The organism is Citrobacter sp. wls827 (genome assembly GCF_005280875.1).
Taxonomy (GTDB): Bacteria; Pseudomonadota; Gammaproteobacteria; order Enterobacterales; family Enterobacteriaceae; genus Citrobacter; species Citrobacter youngae.
In genome coordinates, this window is sequence record NZ_SZWR01000001.1 from 117,893 (window position 1) to 139,422 (window position 21,530).

21 protein-coding genes and 1 tRNA gene are annotated in these 21,530 nt (G+C 51.5%); 10 read left to right on the forward strand and 12 right to left on the reverse strand.

Going from position 1 to position 21,530, the window contains the following annotated elements; translation table 11 throughout:
- Positions 1 to 137: 137 nt before the first annotated feature.
- From FDX03_RS00540 to cydA, 12 genes are all read right to left on the reverse strand, one after another.
- A tRNA-Lys gene (locus FDX03_RS00540) sits at positions 138 to 213 on the reverse strand.
- Positions 214 to 377: 164 nt separating this feature from the next.
- Entirely contained in the window at positions 378 to 1,166 is a 789-nt protein-coding gene (gene cpoB / locus FDX03_RS00545; RefSeq protein ID WP_048212240.1) for a cell division protein CpoB, read from the reverse strand.
- A 9-nt stretch (positions 1,167 to 1,175) separates the two neighbouring features.
- On the reverse strand, positions 1,176 to 1,694 hold the full coding sequence (pal, locus tag FDX03_RS00550) for a peptidoglycan-associated lipoprotein Pal (RefSeq protein ID WP_003022983.1): 519 nt from the start codon (positions 1,692 to 1,694) through the stop codon (positions 1,176 to 1,178).
- A 34-nt stretch (positions 1,695 to 1,728) separates the two neighbouring features.
- Positions 1,729 to 3,021 carry a Tol-Pal system beta propeller repeat protein TolB gene (gene tolB / locus FDX03_RS00555; protein ID WP_038638949.1) on the reverse strand — a complete coding sequence of 431 codons (1,293 nt, stop codon included), beginning with the start codon at positions 3,019 to 3,021 and terminating at the stop codon, positions 1,729 to 1,731.
- A gap of 128 nt (positions 3,022 to 3,149) precedes the next feature.
- Positions 3,150 to 4,406 (reverse strand): cell envelope integrity protein TolA, encoded by a 1,257-nt coding sequence (gene tolA / locus FDX03_RS00560; protein WP_003022980.1) that lies wholly within the window; start codon positions 4,404 to 4,406, stop codon positions 3,150 to 3,152.
- 64 nt (positions 4,407 to 4,470) lie between these two features.
- Entirely contained in the window at positions 4,471 to 4,899 is a 429-nt protein-coding gene (gene tolR / locus FDX03_RS00565; RefSeq protein ID WP_005125437.1) for a colicin uptake protein TolR, read from the reverse strand.
- Between the two features lie 3 nt (positions 4,900 to 4,902).
- Complete coding sequence (tolQ, locus tag FDX03_RS00570; protein WP_003022976.1) at positions 4,903 to 5,595, reverse strand: Tol-Pal system protein TolQ; 693 nt, start codon at positions 5,593 to 5,595, stop codon at positions 4,903 to 4,905.
- Positions 5,592 to 5,996 carry a tol-pal system-associated acyl-CoA thioesterase gene (gene ybgC / locus FDX03_RS00575; RefSeq protein WP_005125439.1) on the reverse strand — a complete coding sequence of 135 codons (405 nt, stop codon included), beginning with the start codon at positions 5,994 to 5,996 and terminating at the stop codon, positions 5,592 to 5,594. The genes tolQ and ybgC overlap by 4 nt, the downstream gene beginning before the upstream one ends.
- Positions 5,997 to 6,269: 273 nt before the next feature.
- Positions 6,270 to 6,563: a cyd operon protein YbgE gene (ybgE, locus tag FDX03_RS00580; RefSeq protein WP_048212241.1), complete on the reverse strand. Its 294-nt coding sequence runs from the start codon at positions 6,561 to 6,563 to the stop codon at positions 6,270 to 6,272.
- Positions 6,563 to 6,676: a cytochrome bd-I oxidase subunit CydX gene (gene cydX, locus FDX03_RS00585; RefSeq protein WP_003022970.1), complete on the reverse strand. Its 114-nt coding sequence runs from the start codon at positions 6,674 to 6,676 to the stop codon at positions 6,563 to 6,565. The genes ybgE and cydX overlap by 1 nt, the downstream gene beginning before the upstream one ends.
- A gap of 14 nt (positions 6,677 to 6,690) precedes the next feature.
- Positions 6,691 to 7,830, reverse strand: a complete 1,140-nt coding sequence (cydB, locus tag FDX03_RS00590; protein ID WP_005125441.1) for a cytochrome d ubiquinol oxidase subunit II — start codon at positions 7,828 to 7,830, stop codon at positions 6,691 to 6,693.
- Between the two features lie 15 nt (positions 7,831 to 7,845).
- Complete coding sequence (gene cydA / locus FDX03_RS00595) at positions 7,846 to 9,414, reverse strand: cytochrome ubiquinol oxidase subunit I (protein WP_005125442.1); 1,569 nt, start codon at positions 9,412 to 9,414, stop codon at positions 7,846 to 7,848.
- 1,219 nt (positions 9,415 to 10,633) lie between these two features.
- Between cydA and glmS the strand changes: the two genes are divergently transcribed.
- The 10 genes from glmS to FDX03_RS22885 form a co-directional block, all read left to right on the forward strand.
- Positions 10,634 to 11,083 carry a methylaspartate mutase subunit S gene (gene glmS / locus FDX03_RS00600; RefSeq protein WP_003022963.1) on the forward strand — a complete coding sequence of 150 codons (450 nt, stop codon included), beginning with the start codon at positions 10,634 to 10,636 and terminating at the stop codon, positions 11,081 to 11,083.
- A complete protein-coding gene (gene glmL, locus FDX03_RS00605; RefSeq protein WP_137345340.1) occupies positions 11,083 to 12,477 on the forward strand; it encodes a methylaspartate mutase accessory protein GlmL in 1,395 nt (464 codons plus the stop codon). Before glmS ends, glmL begins: the two co-directional genes overlap by 1 nt.
- A 12-nt stretch (positions 12,478 to 12,489) precedes the next feature.
- The gene (locus tag FDX03_RS00610; RefSeq protein WP_048212243.1) at positions 12,490 to 13,935 is read left to right on the forward strand and encodes a methylaspartate mutase subunit E; all 1,446 of its coding nucleotides are present in this window, start codon (positions 12,490 to 12,492) and stop codon (positions 13,933 to 13,935) included.
- The gene (locus FDX03_RS00615) at positions 13,935 to 15,176 is read left to right on the forward strand and encodes a methylaspartate ammonia-lyase (protein WP_005122534.1); all 1,242 of its coding nucleotides are present in this window, start codon (positions 13,935 to 13,937) and stop codon (positions 15,174 to 15,176) included. Before FDX03_RS00610 ends, FDX03_RS00615 begins: the two co-directional genes overlap by 1 nt.
- Before the next feature lie 3 nt (positions 15,177 to 15,179).
- Complete coding sequence (locus FDX03_RS00620) at positions 15,180 to 16,550, forward strand: acyclic terpene utilization AtuA family protein (RefSeq protein ID WP_003022951.1); 1,371 nt, start codon at positions 15,180 to 15,182, stop codon at positions 16,548 to 16,550.
- A complete protein-coding gene (locus tag FDX03_RS00625; protein ID WP_048212245.1) occupies positions 16,547 to 16,864 on the forward strand; it encodes a DUF4387 domain-containing protein in 318 nt (105 codons plus the stop codon). The genes FDX03_RS00620 and FDX03_RS00625 overlap by 4 nt, the downstream gene beginning before the upstream one ends.
- A gap of 168 nt (positions 16,865 to 17,032) precedes the next feature.
- Positions 17,033 to 18,337 (forward strand): dicarboxylate/amino acid:cation symporter, encoded by a 1,305-nt coding sequence (locus tag FDX03_RS00630; RefSeq protein WP_048212246.1) that lies wholly within the window; start codon positions 17,033 to 17,035, stop codon positions 18,335 to 18,337.
- Positions 18,338 to 18,461: 124 nt separating this feature from the next.
- The gene (gene glsA / locus FDX03_RS00635) at positions 18,462 to 19,463 is read left to right on the forward strand and encodes a glutaminase A (RefSeq protein ID WP_048212247.1); all 1,002 of its coding nucleotides are present in this window, start codon (positions 18,462 to 18,464) and stop codon (positions 19,461 to 19,463) included.
- A 60-nt stretch (positions 19,464 to 19,523) separates the two neighbouring features.
- A complete protein-coding gene (locus FDX03_RS00640; RefSeq protein ID WP_137345341.1) occupies positions 19,524 to 21,176 on the forward strand; it encodes a class I fumarate hydratase in 1,653 nt (550 codons plus the stop codon).
- Between the two features lie 9 nt (positions 21,177 to 21,185).
- On the forward strand, positions 21,186 to 21,530 hold a 345-nt coding region (locus tag FDX03_RS22885), incomplete at its 3' end, for a cob(I)yrinic acid a,c-diamide adenosyltransferase (protein ID WP_249356957.1).

Genomic DNA, 21,530 nt, shown 5'->3' on the forward strand with positions numbered 1-21,530 from the left:
GATACTACGCTGGATACTACTTACTAACTGAGTTAGTGGTGGGTCGTGCAGGATGACTCGACTTCGTCTCACCCTACGGGCCGTTGCTTACGCAACGTTATCCTTCACGTTTTACAATCGCGTTCCACCTTAGCGATTGGTGGGTCGTGCAGGATTCGAACCTGCGACCAATTGATTAAAAGTCAACTGCTCTACCAACTGAGCTAACGACCCACTTTTGCGCTGCTTTTGGTTTGTTTGATATCCCTTGGCAACGGCGGCATATATTACTGATTTCAGATTTTAGCGCAACAAAAATTTCGATGTAAATTACTCAACTGCTTAGGAATCACACGACGCGACCAGAAATAACACGATTTCTGGTCGCATGGTGTGCATTACATCGCGCCAAGGCGTTTTTGCGCTTGTTTCGCGCCATCAGTACCAGGGTATTTAGTGATAACCTGCTGATAAACCGCTTTCGCTTTTGCTGTGTCACCCTTGTCCTGCATGATGACGCCGACTTTGTACATCGCGTCTGCAGCCTTCGGTGATTTCGGGAAGTTTTTAACTACGGATGCAAAATAGAACGCTGCATCATCTTTTTTACCCTTGTTGTAATTCAACTGACCGAGCCAGTAATTCGCATTGGGCAGGTAAGTAGAATCCGGGTACTTTTTGATGAAGTTCTGAAATGCAACGATCGCATCATCCTGACGGGATTTATCCTGCACCAGGGCGATTGCCGCATTGTAATCAGTATTCGCATCGCCAGTTTGCGCCGGTGCGCCTGACGAAGCTGCAGCACCCGCATCGGGTGCCGGGGTTGCCGCCCCACTCTGATCGCCAGCCGCAGATTGCGCCGCAGGCGCGCTACCGCTGCCAAGATTATTCATCTGCAGCAATATCTGTTTTTGGCGTTCAACAACCTGATTCAGCTGATACTGACTTTCCTGAATTTGACCACGCAGGGCATCAATATCGGACTGATTATCGGAGAGTTGTTGCTGGAGTTGGGTTAAAAGCTGACTGTGAGCGTTAGAAATACGCTCGAGTTGAGTGACGCGGTCTTCGACCGAGCCAGAGCCGACACTACTGATTGGCGCCTGAGCAAAAGCGGCCCAGGGGGCCGCTATGCCAACCAGTAACGACAGACTCAACAGGTGATGTCTGAAGTTACTGCTCATGCAATTCTCTTAGTAAACCAGTACGGCGCGACGGTTTTTGGCGTAAGCCGCTTCGTCATGACCCAGTACTGCAGGTTTTTCTTTACCGTAAGAAACGATGGAGATCTGGTCAGCAGAAACGCCTTTACCCTGCAGGTACATCTTAACGGCGTTAGCACGACGTTCACCCAGGGAGATGTTGTACTCAGGCGTACCACGTTCGTCCGCATGACCTTCTACGGTGACTTTGTAAGACGGGTTGCTACGCAGGAAGTTAGCGTGCGCATCCAGCATTGCAGCGAAGTCAGAACGGATATCGTACTTATCCAGATCGAAATAAACGATGTTGTTCTGCTGCAGCTGTTGCATCTGCAGACGCGCTTGCTCTTCGGAGGACATGTTGCCGCTACCGTTTGCATCCATACCAGTGCCGGCACCCAGCATGCCTTCGCTGCCGTCATTGCTGGCGTTCTTGTTAGAAGAACATGCCGCAATAGCCATAACAGGCAGAGCAATCATCAGCCCTTTCAGCACTTTGTTCAGTTGCATTTCAATGATTCCTTTATTAATCAATTATTTATTATCACAGATACGGCGACCAGGCAGGGAATTTAACCTGACCATCAGTTGCCGGAAGACGCGCTTTGAAACGCCCATCTGTAGAAACCAAATTCAGCACGGATCCCATCCCCTGAGAAGAGCTGTAGATTACCATAGTGCCGTTAGGTGCCAGACTTGGCGTTTCGTCCAGGAACGTTGACGACAGAACTTGTACGCCACCCGCTACCAGATCTTGTTTGGCAATGTGCTGCTGACCATTAGCCGAGCTTACCATTACCATAAACTTACCGTCGCTGCTGACATCAGCATCCTGGTTTTGTGAACCTTCCCAGGTAATACGCTGCGGAGCACCGCCGTTGACGTTAACTTTATACACCTGCGGACGACCGGCCTGGTCAGACGTAAAGGCCAGGTTTTGGCTGTCCGGGAACCAGGTAGGTTCCGTGTTGTTGCTACGACCATCAGTGACCTGACGGATCTGACCGGAACCGATGTCCATAACGTACAGATTCAGGCTACCGGTTTTAGACAGGGCAAATGCCAGTTTGCTGCCATCCGGAGAAAACGCAGGTGCACCGTTGTGACGCGGGAACGAGGCAACCTGACGCACTGCGCCGTTGGACAACGTCTGAATAACCAGCGCTGAACGACCGCTTTCGAAGGTAACGTAGGCCAGTTTAGAACCGTCCGGAGACCACGCCGGAGACATCAGCGGCTGCGGAGAGCGGTGAACGACAAACTGGTTGTAACCATCGTAGTCAGACACACGTAATTCGTACGGGAACTGACCACCGTTCGTCTGAACAACATACGCGATACGAGTACGGAATGCGCCCTTAATACCAGTCAGTTTTTCAAAAACTTCGTCACTTGCGGTATGGCCCGCATAACGCAGCCACTGCTTGTTCACTTTATATGTGTTCTGTGCCAGTACGGTACCTGGTGCGCCACCGGTATCAACCAGTTGATATGCAACGCTATAGGAACCATCCGGGTTTGGCGTAACCTGGCCAACCACTACGGCATCAATACCCAGGGCAGACCATGCAGCAGGCTGAACTTCAGCCGCAGTCCCCGGCTGCTGCGGCAGGCGAGAACGGTCTAATGGGTTAAATTTACCGCTGTTACGCAGGTCAGCACCTACGATACCACCGATATCTTCAGGTGCAGCGCCCGGCCCTGCCCACTGGAACGGGACAACACCAATCGGGCGTGCCGAGTCCACCCCTTGGGTGATCTCGATACGTACTTCTGCATGCAGCACTGCTGCCCACAGCATCAGAAAACCAAATGCTACTCGTAATGCCTGCTTCATCATATCTCCCTTATCTGGACGGAACGCCCACGATAATTTAGCAGAATGTTAACAAACTCAAATACACAAAACTACCAGAACTCTGTCTCAACCTTAGACTGTTTCCCCCGATTCCTCAGGGGTCGTTATTACAGTTTAAAGTCCAGTTTGGCATCTTTTACTTTTTCATAAACAGCCTGGCTAGGCGGCTTAGGAATTCTGGCTGTTTTCGCAGCCGTCAGCGCAGCCTGGCACAATGCCGGATCCCCGCCCTCTTCGGTCACATCCAGTAGCAGACCATCAGGCGCTAACTTGATATGTAATACGCAGGATTTACCCGCATACAAATCGGCGCCATACAGACGACTCTGAATCGCATTACGAATTTGAGATGCGTAAGCACTGATATCAGCGCCAGATGCACCGCCATTTGCACCACTTGTACCACTATCTTTCGCCGGTTGGCCGTTTCCTTTCGCTCCACCGCCCGATTTCGGTGCATTCTTACCGGAGCTTAAGTCACCTAATAAGTCGTCAACACCCGAAGCGGCAGCGGCTTTTTCGGCAGCGGCTTTTTTCGCAGCAGCGGCTTTATCTGCCGCAGCTTTCTTATCGGCAGCAGCTTTCTCGGCTGCAGCCTTTTTATCTGCTGCAGCTTTTTCAGCAGCAGCTTTCTTGTCAGCGGCAGCCTTTTCAGCAGCGGCAGCTTTCGCGGCGGCGGCTTTTTCTGCTTTCTCAGCGGCAGCTTTCTCGGCTGCTGCTTGCTTAGCGGCTTCAGCTTGAGCTTTCTTCGCAGCGTCCGCGGCTGCCTTAGCAGCTTGTGCTTCGGCAACCTTCTTAGCATCGGCAGCCGCTTTTGCAGCTTCCGCCTCAGCTTTCTTCTGTGCATCAGCAGCGGCTTTCTTCGCGGCATCTGCCGCTTGTTTCGCCTGAGCATCTGCTTTAGCTTTCGCATCTGCAGCAGCCTTCGCCGCAGCCTCTTCAGCCTGCTTTTGTTGCTCCTGTGCTTTCGCCGCAGCGGCTTCAGCCTGTTTCTGCTGTTCCGCCTGCTCGCGTACTTTTTCCTGCGCCGCTAAACGTTCTTTTTCCAGCTGTTTCAGACGCTCTTGCTCTGCCGCCTGCTTCTCACGAAGCTCCTCGGCCTGCTGCTGCGCCTGTTTCTCACGCTGTTCTTCTGCACGTTTCGCACTTGCCTGCTGTTGCTGCTGCCTGTCGTACTGTTGAACAACAGCACCAGGATCGACCATAACGGCGTCGATGGACGAACCGCCACCGCCGCCGGCTGAAGCATCAATGTGCTCATCGAACGAACTCCAGATCAGCGCTGCAAATAAAATGACATGCAGCACCGCTGAAATAATTATCGCCCTTTTGAGCTTGTCGTTTTGTTCGGTTGCCTTTGACACTCTCGGTTCCCAAAAAACTGTTCGCCTGTTACGCGCTATCTTTCAAGCCAGCAATACGCAGTCATCAGATTGGCTGCGTCATCAAGCCAACCGATTTAACGCCTGCACTGTGTAACAAGTTCAGCGCTTTAATTATTTCATCATAAGGCACGTCTTTCGCACCACCGATTAAAAATACCGTTTTCGGATTGGTCTGCAGGCGGCTCTTCGCTTCCGCGATAACCTGCTCCGGCGGCAGCTGATCCATCCTGTCTTTTTCAACCACCACGCTGTATTGCCCAACACCGGAAACTTCAATAATGACCGGTGGCTCGTCGTTACTGCTGACGGCTTGCGATTCGGTCGCATCCGGCAGGTCGACTTCCACACTCTGCGTAATGATCGGCGCGGTTGCCATAAAGATCAGCAACAGCACCAGCAGTACGTCGAGCAACGGTACAATATTGATTTCAGACTTAAGTTCGCGACGACCTCGTCCACGCGTTCTGGCCATGGTTTACCCCTTGTTGCTCTCGCTAACGGTAAACGCCTGGCGGTGCAGAATCGCGGTGAACTCTTCCATAAAGTTGTCGTAATTCAGTTCCAGCTTGTTCACGCGCTGATTCAGTCGGTTGTAAGCCATAACCGCCGGGATTGCCGCAAACAGGCCGATGGCCGTTGCAATCAACGCTTCCGCGATACCCGGTGCAACCATTTGCAGCGTCGCCTGTTTTACCGCGCCCAGCGCGATAAATGCGTGCATGATCCCCCAAACGGTACCAAACAGACCGATATACGGGCTGATGGAGCCGACAGTGCCGAGGAATGGAATATGCGTTTCCAGCGTTTCCAGTTCACGGTTCATCGAGATACGCATCGCACGGGATGCCCCCTCAACGACCGCTTCCGGCGCATGACTATTCGCCCTATGCAGACGCGCAAATTCTTTGAATCCGCTGTAGAAAATTTGCTCTGAACCCGCCAGATTATCACGACGCCCCTGGCTTTCCTGGTACAGGCGCGACAATTCAATGCCGGACCAGAACTTGTCTTCAAACGCTTCGGCTTCACGTGAAGCAGCATTAAGAATACGGGTCCGCTGGATAATAATGGCCCAGGATGCGATTGAGAAACCAATCAAAATCAACATGATAAGTTTAACCAGAAGGCTTGCCTTCAGGAACAAATCAAGGATATTCATGTCAGTCACTGCTTAAACTCCGCGACAATAGACTTGGGAAGCGCACGAGGCTTCATTTTGAGTGGATCAACGCAAACAATCAGAACTTCGGCTTCATTCAGCACGACGTTCTCTGCGTTGACAATGCGTTGCGTGAAAACCAATGAGGTGCCACGCATTGACGTAATTTCGGTTTGGACTTCGAGCATATCGTCAAGCCGGGCAGGCGCAAAATACTCCAGGGTCATCTTGCGCACCACAAAGGCTACACGTTCGGCCAACAGAACCTGCTGACTAAAGTGATGATGACGCAGCATCTCTGTGCGTGCTCTTTCATAAAAAGCGACGTAGCTGGCGTGATAAACCACCCCACCGGCATCGGTGTCTTCATAATAGACACGAACCGGCCATCGAAAAATATACTTATTCATTCTTACTGCCTCTTTGTTGGCTTCGCCCACTCACACCGGTCGCTTAACGTTGTAAGCGCCTGGTGACTCGCGTTCTTGCCGCCGCGATGCATCAAGAATGTCGTTGTATATCGCGCTGTCTTCACTTTACATCCCGGTAATGCAATTAGGTTAGTGCTTTCAAACTTCGCTACTATACGCGCGGGAATGGTGCTTTGGAATGGGGGAAAGTAAACGGAGAGTAAAAAATTATGGGCTTATGCAAGCCCATAAATATTTAAGGATGTTTCTTATTCAAAAGAAGAAGAAAATCAGACCAACAACGAGGACGATATCTGCGATCAGCGGGCAGAAGATGCCCTGCCAGTGTACGGCGCGAGGACGAAAGCCAACGCCGTGAATGATGCCTGCGCAGACCGCCCACATCAGCAGAAAACCATGCCAGATTTCAAGCGTACTGGTTTTGGCTGCGAAACGTGACGGATCCCAGAATATGCAGCCGGCCAACACGATTGCCAGCACAAAGGAAAGCGCCCGCAAGGGGCGCTTGTCCATCGCGTTGTATACCATCGCGATAATGTTGATCATCAACTGTCTTCTTGTCCGGCCTTGCCTGATTCAACGTGCTCAAGCGCCAGCGCTGTGATTATCCCAAATGCACAGGCAAGAAGCGTTCCCAAAATCCATGCGAAATACCACATTTTAAGCTCCTTACTTAGTACAGAGAGTGGGTGTTGCTTTCAATATCTTCTTTAGTGATGCGACCAAACATCTTCCAGTAACACCAGCCGGTGTACAGCAGAATGATCGGTACGAACACACAAGCTACATACGTCATCAGATTCAGCGTCAGCTGACTGGACGTTGCATCCCACATGGTCAGACTCGCATTCATCATGGTGCTGGATGGCATCACAAACGGGAACATCGCGATACCGGCAGTCAGGATGATGCAGGCTAACGTCAGTGAGGAGAAGATGAACGCCCAGGCCCCTTTCTCCATACGGGAAGTCAGAATAGTCAGCAGCGGCAGAACCACGCCCAACGCCGGAACCAGCCACAGAATAGGTGCATTGTTAAAGTTCACCATCCATGCGCCCGCTTCACGCGCCACTTCTTTGGTCATCGGGTTAGAGGCGGCGTGGTGATCCAGTGCGGAAGTCACAACATAACCATCAATACCGTAAATAACCCAAACGCCGGCCAGTGCGAAGCAAACCAGAGTCACCAGCGCCGCAACCTGTGAGGTGGTACGTGCACGCAGATGTAGTTCGCCTACGGTACGCATCTGCAGATAGGTTGCGCCCTGAGTGATGATCATCCCTACGCTCACAACCCCTGCCAGCAGACCAAACGGATTCAGCAACTGGAAGAAGTTACCGGTGTAGTACAAGCGCATGTACTCATCCATGTGGAACGGAACACCTTGCAGCAGGTTGCCAAACGCAACACCGATAACCAGCGGCGGCACGAAGCTACCGATGAAGATGCCCCAGTCCCACATGTTGCGCCAGCGCATGTCTTCGATCTTGGAGCGGTAATCAAAACCGACCGGACGGAAGAACAAAGACGCCAGTACCAGGATCATCGCCACATAGAAACCGGAGAACGCAGCGGCATACACCATCGGCCAGGCAGCGAACAGTGCGCCACCCGCGGTGATGAGCCAAACCTGGTTACCGTCCCAGTGCGGGGCGATGGAGTTGATCATAATTCGACGCTCGGTATCATTACGACCGAGGAAACGGGTGAGCATGCCCACCCCCATGTCGAAGCCATCAGTGACCGCGAAACCAATCAGCAGAATGCCAACCAGCAGCCACCAGATAAAACGCAATACTTCATAATCGATCATTTGACGACTCCTGTCTTAGCGTGCCGGCTGAGAAGTCACAGTGGACTGCTCGTAGTGATAACGACCGGTTTTCAGGCTACTCGGCCCAAGGCGTGCGAACTTGAACATCAGATACAGTTCAGCCACCAGGAACAGGGTATACAGGCCGCAAATCAACAGCATCGAGAAGATGAGGTCGCCAGCGGTCAACGAAGAGTTCGCTACGGCTGTTGGTAACACTTCACCAATCGCCCACGGTTGACGACCGTACTCTGCGACAAACCAACCGGATTCAATCGCAATCCACGGCAGCGGAATCGCATACAGCGCGGTGCGCAGCAGCCATTTTTTCTCGCCGATACGATTACGAATCACGGTCCAGAAGGACACAGCAATGATAGCCAGCATCAGGATGCCGCACGCCACCATAATACGGAATGCGAAGTACAGCGGTGCAACACGAGGGATAGAGTCTTTCGTGGCTTGCTGAATTTGCGCTTCGGTCGCGTCGGTGACGTTGTCCGTGTAGCGTTTCAGCAGCAGACCATAGCCCAGATCTTTCTTCATGCTGTTGAACTGGTCGCGAACAGCCTGATCGGTAGAACCTGCACGCAGTTCTTCCAGCAGTTGATACGCTTTCATCCCGTTACGGATACGCTCTTCGTGCTGCACCATCAGATCTTTCAGACCAATGACCGGTGTATCAACGGAGCGGGTAGCGATGATGCCCAGGGCATAAGGAATTTGAATCGCAAAATGGTTTTCCTGCGCATCCTGGTCCGGAATACCGAACAGCGTAAAGGATGCCGGTGCAGGTTGGGTTTCCCACTCGGCTTCAATAGCAGCAAGTTTGGTTTTCTGCACGTCGCCCATTTCGTAACCGGATTCATCACCCAGAACGATAACAGACAGAATGGCAGCCATACCAAAGCTGGCAGCGATAGCAAAAGAACGTTTAGCAAACGCGAAGTCACGGCCGCGCAGCATATAGTAGGAGCTGATACCCAGAACGAACATCGCGCCACAAACATAACCAGAAGCCACAGTGTGAACAAATTTCACCTGAGCAACCGGGTTGAGCACCAGTTCAGAGAAGCTCAGCATCTCCATACGCATGGTTTCAAAGTTGAAATCCGCAGCGATTGGGTTTTGCATCCAGCCGTTCGCAACCAGAATCCACAGTGCGGACAGGTTTGAACCTAAGGCCACCAGCCAGGTGACGCACATATGCTGGACTTTACCCAAACGGTCCCAGCCGAAGAAGAACAGACCTACAAAGGTGGATTCGAGGAAGAAGGCCATCAAACCTTCAATCGCCAGCGGCGCACCGAAAATATCCCCTACATAGTGGGAATAGTAAGACCAGTTAGTCCCGAACTGGAACTCCATGGTCAGACCGGTTGCCACACCCAGAGCGAAGTTGATACCAAACAACTTGCCCCAGAACTTGGTCATATCTTTATAAATCTGTTTGCCGGAAAGGACGTAGACCGTTTCCATGATGGCCAACAAGAACGCCATACCGAGCGTCAGTGGCACAAACAGGAAGTGGTACATCGCGGTCAAGGCAAACTGTAAGCGCGACAGTTCGACTATATCTAACATCATGACTCCTTGCTCATCGCATGAAGACTCCGAGAGTGAACCCCGTTAGAAAGGGTCACACGCATGCCCCAATACAAATTTATTTGCTTCCTTCCCCCGCTGCTCTTTCTTCTCATTTGAAGAAAGGACAATGATGAAAGGTTACAAACATGTTAATAAAACACTCAAATTGATCCCGCAATTATATTACGCCGTAAAATCCTTACAATAAACAGGTTTTTATCGAGGTAAATTTGCATTTTTCGATAGTGATCAATTTATAGCTAATTTATCACTTTCAGACCAATTTGATCTGCAGCAATTTAACCTCATTTGGTGATGTTTACCAAGTTTTAAACATTGATTTAAATCAATTTTCAATTTAAATGTTAATAGTGTTTATCGCTAGCGTGACTAGTGAACGCCATGTTAACGATATGTTTTTCAATGAGTAATTGCCGTTACTACAAATGATAGGATATTTATTTAAATCTACACGATCTTTTAACCAGTCTGGGGGACAAAATTATGGACAGATAAAGAGTCACTATTGCTGGGTAGCTCACAGTTTTTTGTTTAGCAAGTCCTGTAATCATTATTTAATACAAATCATTCATTTTAATTTTACTTATAATTAACACCACAATGTAACTATCTCAACTGGAAGCGAAGCGGCAAGCATTGACCGACGCCCTGAGGTTTGGCGATCTCCCTGCAGAGACCCGCCGTTTCGCTTAAATCATCACTGTAAGTTATCACTCCCACCACAACATCGCTTCTATGCCAAAGAATATATATATTCCGAACAATTCATTATCATTTTTATCTTAAATTTAACAAAAAAAATTTACGACATATAAGATTAATAAATAAAAAACCGTTATGCCGTTCACAAGTTATTTAGCGAATACCATTTTCGAAATTATTAAAAACACCCCTGACAAAGCCTGCGCCACAAAATAAGATTTCGATCACAAACATGGCAAGTGGTTTATTAGGTAATTCGCTAATAAATAAAATAACCAATGGAAATTAATTTATAACACATTGATTTAAATGAATTTTTATGAAGACAAAATATAACAATCATTTTGCGCAGGATATTTTGAAAATAGATCAATTGCTTCCTTTTCCGCTTCCACAGAAACTCCAACCCTATTAAAAGGTTGTCAAAACCCATGCTCTAAATATTAGAAAACAATTTTCACTTATTGACCATCAGCCCTACAGAGGATTACCCATGAAGAAATCTACACTTGTTATTGGCGTCATCGGTGCTGACTGCCATGCAGTAGGCAATAAAGTTCTGGATCGCGTTTTTACTGCTCATGATTTTCACGTAATCAACCTCGGGGTGATGGTGAGCCAGGATGAATATATTGATGCCGCGATTGAAACAGGCGCTGATGCCATCGTGGTGTCTTCCATCTACGGCCACGGCGACATTGACTGCCTCGGCTTGCGTGAGCGCTGTATTGAACGTGGCCTCGGCGACATCCTGTTGTACGTCGGCGGCAACCTGGTCGTCGGAAAACATGACTTCGCCGATGTCGAAGTGAAATTTAAAGAGATGGGGTTTAACCGCGTCTTCGCACCGAGCCACGACCTGGAAGATGTCTGTGCGCTTATCACTAATGATATTCACCAACACAATGGCCTCGAGCAGCGTTGCCTGGAAGAGGCCATCTGATGCAAACAGTTTCTGTCGATATCGGCTCGACATGGACCAAGGCAGCCCTCTTCGCCCATGAATGTGAGGAATTAACCCTGGTAAACCATGTCCTGACCCCAACCACCACACATCATCTGGCAGACGGTTTTTTTGCCAGCCTGAATCAGGTGCTGAACGTTGCCGATGCTCGCCCGTTACTGAAAAGTGGTGAAGTGCAGTTGAAATACTCCTCCTCGGCCAAAGGTGGACTCGCCGTGGCAGCAATGGGGCTGGTGCCTTCCATTACGCTGGAATCGGCAAAAGTTACCGCCCATTCGGCAGGAGCGAAAATCGCGCAATATTATTCGTACAAACTGAACCGTCATGACATCCAGGAACTGGAATCTGCACCGCCAGATATTCTGTTGTTTACCGGCGGTACAGACGGCGGCGAAGAAAGCTACGGCCTGGCGAATGCGCACGCGCTGGCAGGTTCAAAGCTTGATTGCGCCATTATCTACGCCGGAAACCGGGACATTCAGGACGAAATACAAACGATTCTGGGACACAAAGATCTGACCACGGTAGACAACATTCTGCCGGATCTCGATCACCCGAATCCGTTTGCCGCGCGCCAGGCGATTTGCGATGTGTTCTTGTCACGCATTGTCAAAGGTAAAGGTCTGGACGTCATTGTTGGCGAAACAGGCGAAGAGCCAATGCCGACGCCATGGACGGTCTATGAGTTAGTCAAAGCCATTAGCGATTACGACAACGCATGGAAGGAGTTCATGCTGATTGATATGGGTGGCGCCACCACGGATGTCTATTCAGCCAGCGCGAATACCCTCTCCCCCGATACTGTCCTGCATGGTGTCCCTGAACCGTTCGTCAAACGTACCGTTGAAGGTGATTTGGGCATGCGCGTTTCCGCCGTCGTGGTGGGAGAAAGCACGCAGGATATGGTGAAAGTTGTTTTCGCCCAACAACCACAACGTGAGGAAGCGTTTTATCGCTACCTACGCCATCTGGTTGGGCAGCCGGACTATCTGCCGGTCAACGAGGAAGAGAAATATTTCGACACTTTGTTAGCCGGTTTGTGCGTGGGCTATGCCACTGAGCGCCACGCGGGCACTAAGAAGCAGGTTTGCACCTGCGTCGGTAACGTGGATTTACAGATGGGTCGCGATCTCACCACCGTACGCAAAGTCGTCGGTTCAGGGGGATGGCTCTCTCGCGCCAGCCAGTTCGATATCCATAACTGGCTTAAATACCGGGAGCTGGACGACCAGGGTAAAAGAATTCTGTTACCGAATCAGTTTGAGTATTACCGCGATTCAAATGGCCTGCTCCCGCTACTGGCAAACGTCGCCAGGCTGTACCCGCAAGCCGCTGCTCGCACCAGCATTCAGTGTTTAACCCTACAAAACTAAAGGCAGCTACGAATGGAACTTCGAAATAAAAAATTGACCCACGACGAATTCATGACCGAAAGGCACCAGGTGTTGCAAACCTGGGAAACCGGCAAAGACGTTGAGAAATTCGAAGATGGCGTGAAGTACCAGCAATCAATTCCAGATTCAAAACGCTTCTCCCTCGCGCTGTTGAAGGCCGATCAAGAAGGTAAAACACTGAGCCAGCCGCGTGCAGGCGTCGCACTCATGGATGAACATATTGAGCTGCTTAAAACATTGCAGGAAGAATGTGACCTCCTGCCAAGTACCATCGATGCCTATACCCGTCTGAACCGCTATGAAGAAGCAGCTGTCGGGATCCAAAAATCTATCGAGGCGGGCACCTCCAAACTGAATGGTTTACCCGTCGTCAATCATGGGGTTGCTGCCTGCCGCCGTATGACTGAGTCGCTGGAAAAACCAATCCAGGTCCGCCACGGAACGCCGGATGCGCGCCTGCTGGCTGAAATCGCCATGGCCAGTGGCTTTACCAGCTACGAAGGTGGCGGTATCTCCTACAACATCCCTTACGCCAAACGCGTCACCCTGGAAAAATCCATTCGCGACTGGCAGTACTGCGACCGTCTGATGGGTCTGTACGAAGAGAACGGCATTCGCATCAACCGTGAGCCGTTTGGCCCGCTGACCGGTACCCTGATCCCGCCGTTTATGTCCCACTCGGTGGCGATTATTGAAGGTCTGCTGGCGCTGGAACAAGGCGTGAAATCCATTACCGTCGGCTACGGCCAGGTCGGTAGCCTGACGCAGGATATCGCCGCCATTCAGGCGCTGCGTGAACTGTCCCACGAATACTTCCATAACCACGGCTTCGACGATTACGAACTGAGTACCGTTTTCCACCAGTGGATGGGCGGATTCCCGGAAGATGAAGCGAAAGCCTTCTCCGTTATCGCCTGGGGTGCGGCGGTTGCCGGTATGTCCGGTGCCACGAAAGTCATTACCAAAAGCCCGCACGAAGCATTCGGTATCCCAACGGCTGCAGCCAACGCCCAGGGTCTGAAAGCGTCACGCCAGATGCTCAACATGGTCAGCGACCAGAAATTCCCGCAATGCGCTGCCGTCGAGCAGGAAGTCGAACTGATTAAGAGTGAAGTCCGCGCAGTACTGAAAAAAGTCTTCGAACTGGGTAATGGCGACATTGCGCGCGGTACAGTGCTGGCCTTTGAAGCTGGCGTACTGGATGTGCCGTTCGCACCTGCCGCCTGCAATGCGGGCAAAATTCTGCCGGTGCGCGATAACACAGGCGCCATCCGTATTCTCGAAGCCGGTGCGGTTCCGCTGCCGAAAGATATTCTCGCCCTGCACCACGACTATGTCGCAGAGCGCGCACATTTTGAAGGCCGCAAGCCTTCTTTCCAGATGGTCATTGATGACATCAACGCCGTATCCCACAGTAAATTAATAGGAAGACCATAATGAAAATCAAAAAGGCCCTTTTCACCGCTGGCTACTCCTCATTTTATTTTGACGATCAGCAGGCCATCAAAAATGGCGCCGGTCATGACGGGTTTATCTATACCGGCGATCCGGTAACACCTGGATTTACCTCTGTTCGTCAGGCGGGTGAATGCGTTTCCGTGCAACTGATTCTGGAAAATGGCGCGGTAGCGGTGGGCGATTGCGCAGCGGTGCAATATTCAGGTGCAGGTGGCCGTGATCCGCTATTCCTGGCAGAAAATTTCATTCCGTTCCTCAACGATCACATCAAACCGCTGCTGGAAGGCCGTGACGTTGATGCGTTCCTGCCAAACGCCCGTTTCTTTGATCAACTGCGTATTGACGGTCATCTGCTGCATACCGCCGTTCGCTATGGTCTGTCTCAGGCGCTGCTCGACGCGGCAGCGCTGGCTACCGGTCGTCTGAAAACTGAAGTGGTTTGCGATGAATGGCAACTGCCGTGCGTGCCGGAAGCCATTCCATTATTTGGTCAGAGCGGCGACGACCGTTATATCGCCGTTGACAAAATGATCCTCAAAGGGGTGGACGTCCTGCCGCATGCGCTGATCAACAACGTGGAAGAGAAACTGGGCTTTAAAGGCGAAAAACTGCGTGAGTATGTACGTTGGTTGTCCGACCGCATTTTAAGCCTGCGCACCAGCGAACGTTATCACCCAACGCTGCATATTGATGTGTACGGCACGATCGGTCTGATCTTCGATATGGATCCCGTGCGCTGCGCCGAATACATCGCCAGCCTGGAAGCCGAAGCACAGGGCCTGCCGCTGTATATCGAAGGGCCAGTAGATGCGGGTAACAAGCCGGATCAGATCCGCATGTTGACTGCCATCACCAAAGAACTGACCCGTCTGGGTTCCGGCGTGAAAATTGTCGCCGACGAATGGTGTAACACCTATCAGGATATCGTGGACTTTACCGATGCGGGCAGCTGCCACATGGTACAGATCAAAACCCCTGATCTTGGCGGTATTCACAACATCGTTGATGCGGTGCTGTATTGCAACAAACACGCCATGGAAGCTTATCAGGGCGGTACTTGTAACGAAACCGAGATCAGTGCCCGCACCTGCGTACACGTGGCGCTTGCCGCGCGTCCGATGCGTATGCTGGTTAAACCGGGTATGGGTTTCGATGAAGGTCTCAACATCGTGTTTAACGAGATGAATCGCACCATCGCGTTGTTGCAAACTAAGGATTAAGAGATGGCACGCACATTTAAGATCTTATCGCCGACGGCTATCCTGGGTTATGGCTTCCCGGAAGAAAGTTTTCGTAAAGCCATGGAAGAGTCACCGGATCTTATTGCTGTTGACGCAGGTTCCTCCGATCCTGGCCCCCACTACCTGGGGGCAGGTAAACCCTTTACCGACAGGGCCGGGGTAAAACGCGATCTGCGCTATATGATCGTGGCGGGCGTTAAGAACAACATCCCGGTCGTGATCGGTACCGCCGGTGGTTCTGGTGCCGCTCCGCATCTGGAGTGGTGTCGCCAGATAATCCATGAGATTGCCCAGGAAGAAAAACTGTCCTTCTCAATGGCGCTGATCCCGTCTGATGTAGACAAAGAAATCGTTCATCAGGCGCTGGATAACGGCAAAATCACCGCGCTCGATTTTGTGCCTGAACTGACTCACGAGGCGATTGAAGAGAGTACCTACATCGTCGCGCAGATGGGTGTCGAACCTTTCCAGCGTGCGCTGAAAGCGGGGGCACAGGTTGTTCTGGGCGGACGCGCTTACGATCCAGCCTGCTTCGCGGCGCTGCCGATTATGCAAGGCTTTGATGAAGGTCTGGCGCTGCACTGCGGTAAGATCCTTGAGTGTGCTGCCATTGCAGCAACCCCCGGCTCCGGCTCCGATTGTGCGATGGGCATTATCGACGACAACGGCTTTACGCTGAAGGCGTTCAATCCCAAGCGTAAGTTCACTGAAACGTCTGCTGCGGCGCACACCCTGTATGAGAAGTCCGATCCGTACTTCCTGCCGGGACCGGGCGGTGTGCTGAACCTGAAAGCGTGCACCTTTACCCAGGTTAACGAGGGCGAAGTGTATGTCAGCGGTTCACGTCATGAAGAAACACCGTATGCGTTGAAACTGGAAGGCGCGCGTCAGGTTGGCTTCCGCTGCCTGACCATCGCCGGAACGCGCGACCCGATTATGATTGCCGGAATTGACACCATTCTCGAAGAGGTACAGGCAAGCGTAGCACGTAACCTCTCCCTGAATGACGACAGCATCCGCATGACGTTCCACCTGTACGGGAAGAACGGCGTGATGGGCAACCATGAGCCGATGAAAACCGCGGGTCATGAACTGGGGATTTTACTGGACGTCGTTGCGCCGACGCAGGATATCGCCAACAGCGTTTGCTCGCTGGTGCGCTCTACCCTGTTGCACTACGGCTATGAAAATCGTATTGCCACGGCGGGCAACCTCGCTTTCCCATTCTCGCCATCTGATATTCAGAGTGGGCCGGTGTATGAGTTCTCGATCTATCACCTGATTGAAGCCAGCGATGCACTGCGGTTTGATTTCCACATTGAGCAGGTGACGCCAGAAGGAGTTCAGGCATGAAACACTCAATTTGTTCACTGGCGCAGGTCATTCGCTCAAAAAATGCCGGACCGTACGAACTGGTTTTAGATATTTTGTTTAAAACCCGGGAAGACTATCAGCGCGTAAAACGCTCAGAGCAATTAACTCCGCAACTTATTGCTGGGTTATATAATGTCGAACCTGACTTTATTCACAATATTGTGTGGTTCGATCCGGCAAATGCCGTAAAAATTGTCATGCCGCGCGATATTATTTCCGGCAATGTCGGTGACAATGATGTTTATGGCGCGCAGCAACACGCACCATTATTAAGTATTGAATTCGATCTGTAACAAAAAAACACAATAACAGCCATTGGAGCACAGAGTTCAGCTGTATCACAGTGCTTCGAATATTCATGCGGTTGGTCACAACAGGCGTGCGCCTGAGCTGCTGTCCAGGCTCAGGCACACGCCACCCTACATTATTCCAATTACCAGCCTTTATCCGATGGAGTACACATGAAGAAAATAAGTTTAACCAAGATGATCATATTAGGCCTGATACTCGGCATGATTGCCGGGGTGGCCATTAATAATATGGCCGCGGCTGAAACAGCAAAATCATATGCACAGGATATTTCCATTTTCACCACTATATTCCTACGTATGGTGAAGATGATTATTGCGCCATTGGTTATTTCAACTCTGGTTGTCGGTATTGCCAAGATGGGCGATGCCAAAACGCTGGGGCGTATATTTTCTAAAACCTTTTTCCTGTTTATTTGTGCCTCACTGCTGTCGATCGCCTTGGGTCTGGTTATCGTTAATATCTTCCAGCCGGGCGCAGGTATCAATTTTGTTGCTCATGACGCAGGCGCTGTTGCCGCTGTTAAGTCTGAACCCTTCACGCTGAAAGTCTTTATCTCACATGCCGTACCAACCAGTATCGTTGACGCGATGGCGCGTAACGAAATCCTGCAGATCGTGGTGTTCTCCATTTTCCTCGGTTGCAGCCTGGCCGCAATCGGTGAAAAAGCCGAGCCTATCGTTAAGGTTCTGGATTCGCTGGTACACGTGATGCTGAAGCTGACAGGCTACGTCATGCTGTTTGCGCCACTGACCGTTTTTGCCGCTATTTCAGGTTTGATTGCCGAACGTGGTCTGGGTGTAATGGTCAGCGCCGGGATCTTCATGGGTGAATTCTACCTGACGCTGGGTATGCTGTGGGCAATTCTGATTGGCCTGTCAACCATGATAGTCGGGCCTTGCATCGCGCGTTTGACCAAATCAATCTTCGAGCCTGCACTGCTGGCCTTTACGACCTCCAGTTCTGAAGCAGCCTTCCCGGGCACGCTGGATAAGCTGGAAAAATTCGGCGTATCGTCAAAAATTGCCAGCTTCGTTCTGCCGATCGGTTACTCCTTTAACCTCGTAGGCTCCATGGCCTATTGCTCCTTTGCCACCGTCTTTATTGCCCAGGCGTGCAACATTGAGTTGAGCATGGGCGAGCAAATTACCATGCTGTTAATTCTGATGCTGACCTCTAAAGGGATGGCGGGTGTACCGCGTGCCTCGATGGTCGTTATCGCCGCTACCCTGAACCAGTTCAACATTCCGGAGGCGGGTTTGATCCTGCTGATGGGCGTCGATCCGTTCCTCGATATGGGTCGTTCCGCCACCAACGTCATGAGTAATGCCATGGGCGCTGCCATTGTAGGTCGCTGGGAAGGTGAACACTTTGGTTCAGGCTGCCGCGGAACAGCGCCAGTCAAAACACCGGAGCAAGACCGCCCTGTCACCGAAACAGAAGTCGCGTTGTCCTGATACCTCGTTATTGCCGGATGGCGCTTGCGCTTATCCGGCCTACATAACGTTTAATTATCCGTAGGCCGGATCAGGCGGTACGCCGCCATCCGGCGCATGATAAGTACCCCAACAGGAAAGCACCATGACTAAAACTCTGCTCGGCGTGAGTCTCTTTTCTTTCAGCGTCTTGTTTAGCGCTACCTCATTCGCGCAAACCGCGCCGGACTACGCCAGACTGATAGAACAGGCGCATCAAAAGTACAAAAGTAACAATGATGGAAAAGTCGCCGACTACATCCCTGCCCTGGCGAGCTACAGCCCAAATAATTTTGCCATCACTATTGCTACGGTGGACGGAAAAATCTACCAGGTTGGCGATGTTAACAAACCCTTTCCCATGGAATCGCTGAGTAAAGTCTTCACCATGGCGCTCGCCATGGAACAGCACGGTCCTCAGGTAGTGCTGGATAAACTCGGGGCCAATGCCACTGGCATGCCATTTAATTCCGGTTTAGCCGTTGAACTGACCAAAGGCGCGCCGGAAAACCCGCTGGTAAACGCCGGAGCCATGAGCACCGTTAGTCTGATTGAAGCCAAAGACAAAACCGATCGCTGGAACAAAATCCTCGACAACCTGAACGTCTGGGCCGATGCCACGCTCACGGTTAATGAGCCGGTTTACAAATCTGAGATGGAGACCAACCAGCACAATCAGGCGCTGGCGAAGCTGATGGAATCCTATAACAGCTTCTATGGCAACACCGATGACGCCGTCGAAATTTATACCCGTCAGTGCTCGGTGGATATCACCGTTGAGCAACTGGCCAAAATGGGTGCCGTACTGGCGAACAAAGGGAAATCGCCGTTCAACGGCAAGCAGTTGCTGAATGAAAAATATGTTCCGCAAGTGCTGGCGGAAATGGCGATTGCCGGACTGTACGACGGCAGCGGTAAATGGCTGTACACCGTTGGCATTCCGGCGAAAAGCGGAGTCGGCGGCGGCATGGTTGCCGTCGTCCCAGGCGAATATGCGATTGCGGTCTATTCTCCGCCGCTTGATGAAGCCGGAAACAGCGTTCGTGCCCAGAAAACTATCGAATATGTCGCCGAAGCGACAAAAGCCAACGTCTTTTTAGCCAAATAACTTTACGCCGGATGGCACATTGCTTATCCGGCAAACAATACGAAGAGGTGAGAAGTAAACATGTCTAAACCATTTGTCTGGCAGGAACTCTTTGTTCAGAGTAAAGATAATACCGAGTATGAATTACTGAGTAACCAGCACGTAACGGTAACGGAGTTAGACGGAGAGGAAGTGATTAAGGTGGCGCCTGAAGCGTTAACCTTATTAGCACAGCAGGCATTTTATGAGGCTTCATTTTTTCTGCGCGCCGGACATTTGAAACAGATAGCCAGCATTTTACACGACCCGCAGGCCAGCGGTAACGATAAGTACGTCGCATTACAACTGCTGCGCAACGCTGAGGTTTCGGCCAAAGGCGTCCTGCCTAACTGTCAGGACACCGGGACGGCAACCATTGTGGCCTGCAAAGGACAGCATGTCTGGACAGGCGGCGATGACGCCAAAGCCTTAAGCAAAGGCGTGTATACCACCTTCACCGAAAACAATCTGCGTTACTCGCAAAATGCCCCGCTGGACATGTATACCGAGGTCAATACACAGACAAACCTGCCGGCGCAAATCGACATCAGCGCCACGCCGGGTAATGAGTATAAATTCCTGTTCGTCAACAAAGGCGGTGGTTCTGCCAATAAGGCGGCGCTATTCCAGGAAACCAAATCCATTCTGCAGCCGGAAAAGCTCACAGCCTTCCTGATCGAAAAAATGAAATCGCTGGGTACCGCCGCTTGCCCGCCGTACCACATCGCTTTCGTGGTTGGGGGCTTGTCCGCCGATCAGGCGCTGAAGACAGCCAAACTGGCATCAACCAAATATTACGATAACCTGCCCACCAGCGGGAACGAGCTGGGTCAGGCGTTCCGCGATACAGCACTGGAAACCGAACTGCTCAATGCCAGCCGCGAGTTTGGCATCGGCGCGCAGTTTGGCGGCAAATACTTTGCCCACGATATTCGCGTAATTCGCTTACCGCGCCACGGCGGCTCCTGCCCTATCGCCATGGCCCTCTCCTGTTCTGCCGACCGCAACATCAAAGCCAAAATTAACAAACACGGTATCTGGCTGGAGAAACTCGAGCATAACCCGGGCAAATTTATCCCTGATTCACAGCGGGTGGAAAATGGCGCCCAGACAGTTCAACTGGATCTGAACCGTCCGCTGCGCGAAATCCTGCATGACCTTTCCGCCCTGCCCATCGGGACTCGTTTGTCGTTAAGCGGCCCAATTGTTGTTGCCCGAGATATCGCCCACGCAAACATCAAAGCGCGCCTGGATAACGGCGAACCGATGCCGGAATACATGAAAAAACATATCGTTTATTACGCCGGCCCCGCCAAAACCCCCGAAAACCAGGCCTGCGGTTCAATGGGGCCGACAACCGGCGGACGCATGGATGGGTACGTCGATGCTTTCCAGGCACAAGGCGGAAGTCTCATTATGCTCACCAAGGGTAACCGCAGTCAGCAGGTCACTGATGCCTGTCACAAACACGGTGGATTTAGCCTCGGCAGCATTGGCGGCGCAGCGGCTCTGCTGGCCCAGCAGTATGTGAAGAGCCTGCAGTGCCTTGAGTATCCCGAACTGGGCATGGAAGCGGTGTGGATGATGGAAGTTAAAAATATGCCTGCGTTCGTATTAGTAGATGACAAAGGCAATAACTTCTTCAGTCAGTTTGAGCAGCAGCATCGCTGCGCAACCTGCCCGGCAGGACATTAAGGAGCTATCATGGAAGCGCGAGCCAACAATGACCGACATCGCCAGCGTCAGCAGAAGCTGAAAGTGCAGGTTGATACCCGCGTGGCGGCGGCAACGGAGAAGAAAGGGATTCTGATTGTCTTCACCGGCAATGGTAAAGGAAAATCTACCGCAGCCTTCGGCACGGCGACACGCGCGGTTGGTCACGGAAAAACCGTTGGCGTCGCGCAGTTTATTAAAGGCCAGTGGGATAATGGCGAGTACAACACACTGCACCCTCTCGGCGTGGAGTTTCATATTATGGGTACCGGTTTTACCTGGGAAACCCAGAACCGGGAAGCCGATATCGAGGCGGCCACCGCAGTGTGGCAGGAA